3 protein-coding genes are annotated in these 3488 nt (G+C 34.9%); all 3 read left to right on the forward strand.

Translation table 11 applies throughout. From position 1 onward, the window contains the following. Positions 1–237: FtsL-like putative cell division protein (locus tag WBN21_RS13530; RefSeq protein WP_424201147.1), on the forward strand; the 237-nt coding region annotated here is incomplete at its 5' end. Positions 238–301: 64 nt separating this feature from the next. Then, positions 302–2263, forward strand: a complete 1962-nt coding sequence (locus WBN21_RS13535; protein ID WP_424201151.1) for a penicillin-binding protein — start codon at positions 302–304, stop codon at positions 2261–2263. Beyond that, positions 2260–3488 (forward strand): UDP-N-acetylmuramoyl-L-alanyl-D-glutamate--2,6-diaminopimelate ligase (locus WBN21_RS13540; protein ID WP_424201149.1); only part of this gene is annotated, 1229 nt, incomplete at its 3' end. The genes WBN21_RS13535 and WBN21_RS13540, both read left to right, overlap by 4 nt.

The following is a 3488-nucleotide window of genomic DNA, read 5'->3' on the forward strand; positions in this document are numbered from 1 at the left end:
TTCATATCAGGGCTTGCCATCATAATGATTGCAAGTTCGCATAGCGCAGATAAAAAGGTATATGAAATTGCACGATTAAAAAATGAAGTTAAAGAAATGCGATCTGCATTTGTGGATGGGCGATCGAAGCTTATGAGGCTAAAAATGGAATCGCATGTAATTGCAGTAATGAAAGATAAAGGATTGGCGCCTTCAGTAATTCCGCCAAAAAAAATAAAGATTAAAAAACAAAATTGATAAAACAACCTTGGCAGTAAACGAAAAAAACATATTAAACCGTTTGTATTTTATAGCTGGATGTATGTTCATCTTCGGGCTTGCCGTGGTATTTAAATTGTTAAGTATTCAATTTCTTCAAGGCGATGTTTACAGAGCTAAAGCAACAGAGCGTGTTGTTAAAAATGTGGTAATTCCTGCCAATAGAGGTAATGTGTATTCCGTTAACGGTAATTTGTTAGCAACCTCAATTCCTAAGTATGACATCCGTTTGGATGCCTTAACGCCAAAAACAAAAACGTTTGAAAAATATGTGAAGCCACTTTGCGATTCACTTTCAAAATATTCTGGCAAATCTTCCAATAACCTAGAAAAGGATATTAGAAGAGCTCGTGCAAATAGAAATAGATACTTCTTATTAGCTAGAGATATTGGCTATTCTGATTATATCCGATTAAGAAATTTTCCATTATTAAATCTTGGCGCGTTTAAAGGCGGATTGATAGTTGAGCAAACTACAAAACGCGAGCATCCTATGGGTGGTATTGCGCAAAGAACTATTGGTTACGAGCGTATTGATGACCAAGGTAATGTGACAAGACCAGGGATTGATGGAGCCTTCGGAATCAAATATTTACGAGGTGTTGATGGGCAGCGTATGAAACAGCAAATCGGAAATGGGCAATGGAAGCCTTTAAGTGATGCTAATGAAATTGAGCCTAAAGATGGTTATGATGTGTACACGACCATTGATGTAAACATACAAGATATTGCCCATCATGCTTTATTAGCGCAACTGGAAAAATACAAAGCAGATCACGGTTGTGTTGTAGTTATGGAAACTAAAACTGGGGAAATTCGTGCTATTTCCAATTTAGGAAGAAATAGTAATGGCTATTATTATGAGCGTTTAAATTACGCAGTAGGCGAAAGTCATGAGTCTGGTTCTACGTTCAAACTTATGGCGCTTGCCGCAGCTTTCGAAGATAAAGTGGTTGATACAAGTGATGTAGTTGATACCGAAAAAGGAATTTTAAGTTTCTACGGGAAAAAAGTTCGAGATTCTAAACATGGTGGTTACGGTAAAATAACTGTTTCTAGAGCATTTGAGGTGTCTTCAAATACAGGAATTGTAAAAGTTATAGATCAAGCTTACAGAAAACAACCTGAGAAGTTTGTGGATAGGCTATATGAAATGAATTTGAAAAATGATTTGAATTTGCCAATCATTGGTGAACCAAAACCAATCATCCCAGATCCGAGAGTTAAAAATGGGCGTTGGAGCGGAATTGCCTTGCAATGGATGGCTTATGGATATGGCGTGTCATTTACACCGTTACAAACTTTAACCTTTTATAATGCTGTAGCGAATGATGGGGTTATGGTAAAACCAAGATTTTTAAGAGAGGTTAAGGAGTTTGGTAAGGTGATTGAGCCTTTTGAAAAGGAGGTTATTAATAAGCAAATTGCTTCAAAAGAAACCATTTCAAAATTACAAGCACTACTTAAAAATGTAGTTGAAAAGAAACATGGTACAGGTCATAGTTTGTATTCTGAAAACTTTTCTATGGCAGGAAAAACAGGTACGTGTCAAAAAGATTATAGAGATAAAGAAAAGCTTAATTATATCTCATCTTTTGCAGGATATTTTCCTGCTGAAAACCCAAAATACTCATGTATAGTTGTTATTCATGAGCCTGATAAAGGTGTTGGTTATTATGGGGCAGATGTTTCTGGACCCGTATTTAAAAGAATCGCTCAAAAAATTTACACAGACACGCCATTAATAGATGAAATAGAAACTCTTGAAATGCAAATTGGAGATGTTGAAAAGGAATATGAAATCTTCTATAAAACAGCTCAAACTTATAAAACAATTATGCCGAATTTAGTTGGTATGCCAGCTATGGATGCCTTGGTTTTGTTGGAAAATATGCAGGTTGAAGTGACTGTAAAATTAGACGGAACAGGCGTTGTTAAATCGCAGTCTATAAATAAAAATACCAAACTAAAAAATAACCAAACCGTAGTTTTAAAAGCATCATGATAGCGTTAAAAGACATATTGTATAAGGCTACTTTGAATGCCGTAGTTGGTAGTACGAGCATTAATGTTCTTGCGGTCAATTTTGATTCTCGAAAAATTGAAAAAGACCATATGTTTGTTGCTATTCGTGGTTTGGTTGCCGATGGACATGATTACATAGAAACCGCTATAAAAAACGGTGCTACAAGTGTAGTTTGCGAAATTTTACCAGAAAAACTGGTTGATGGTGTTTCTTATGTTGAGGTAGATAATACAAGTAAAGCATTAGCTATTATAGCTTCTAACTTTTATGGAAATCCATCAGAAAATTTAAGACTCGTTGGTGTTACTGGTACAAATGGTAAAACTACCGTAACAAGTTTGTTGTACCAGTTGTTTAAAAAAGCGGGGTATAAAGTTGGATTGTTATCTACTGTAAAAATCATGGTCGATGAGGTTGAATATAAAGCAACACATACCACACCAGATTCTTTAACAATAAACAGGTATTTAAACGAAATGAATGCTGAAGGTGTTGAGTTTTGTTTTATGGAAGTGAGTTCTCATGGAATTCATCAATTCAGAACGGAAGGTTTGCATTTTGAGGGTGGCATATTTACTAATCTTTCACACGATCATTTAGATTATCATAAAACGTTTGCAGAGTATAGAGATGTTAAAAAGAAGTTTTTTGATGAGCTGTCAAGTAAGGCTTTTGCGCTTGTAAATGTCGACGATAAAAATGGGTTGGTAATGCTGCAGAATACTCAGGCAAAAAAATATACTTATGCCTTAAAGCAATATGCAGATTATAAAACTCAAATTTTAGAAAATCAGTTTGGAGGTTTATTATTAAAGGTGAATGATAGCGAAGTTTGGACAAGACTTATCGGGAATTTCAATGCCTATAATATTTTAGCTATTTACGCTACTGCGGAATTATTAGGACTTGAAAAAGTAGAAATTTTAAGATTAATTAGCGATTTAGAAAGTGTAAGTGGGCGTTTTCAATATATCATTTCAGATGAAAAAATAACGGCCATTGTTGATTATGCACATACACCTGATGCATTGAAAAATGTGTTAGAAACAATTAATAGTATCCGAACTAAAAACGAAGAATTAATTACAGTTGTTGGTTGTGGTGGTGATAGAGATAAAACCAAACGTCCTAAAATGGGGCACATTGCTTCGGCTTTAAGTACTAAAGTGATTTTCACAAGTGATAATCCACGAAGTGAAAAACC

This window comes from Algibacter sp. (assembly GCF_049667265.1).
Lineage (GTDB): Bacteria > Bacteroidota > Bacteroidia > Flavobacteriales > Flavobacteriaceae > Algibacter_B.

Bases quoted from the DNA above. Each gene is read 5' to 3' on its own strand.
- WBN21_RS13535 (WP_424201151.1), top strand. From the start codon at position 302: ATGTTCATCTTCGGGCTTGCCGTGGTATTTAAATTGTTAAGTATTCAA.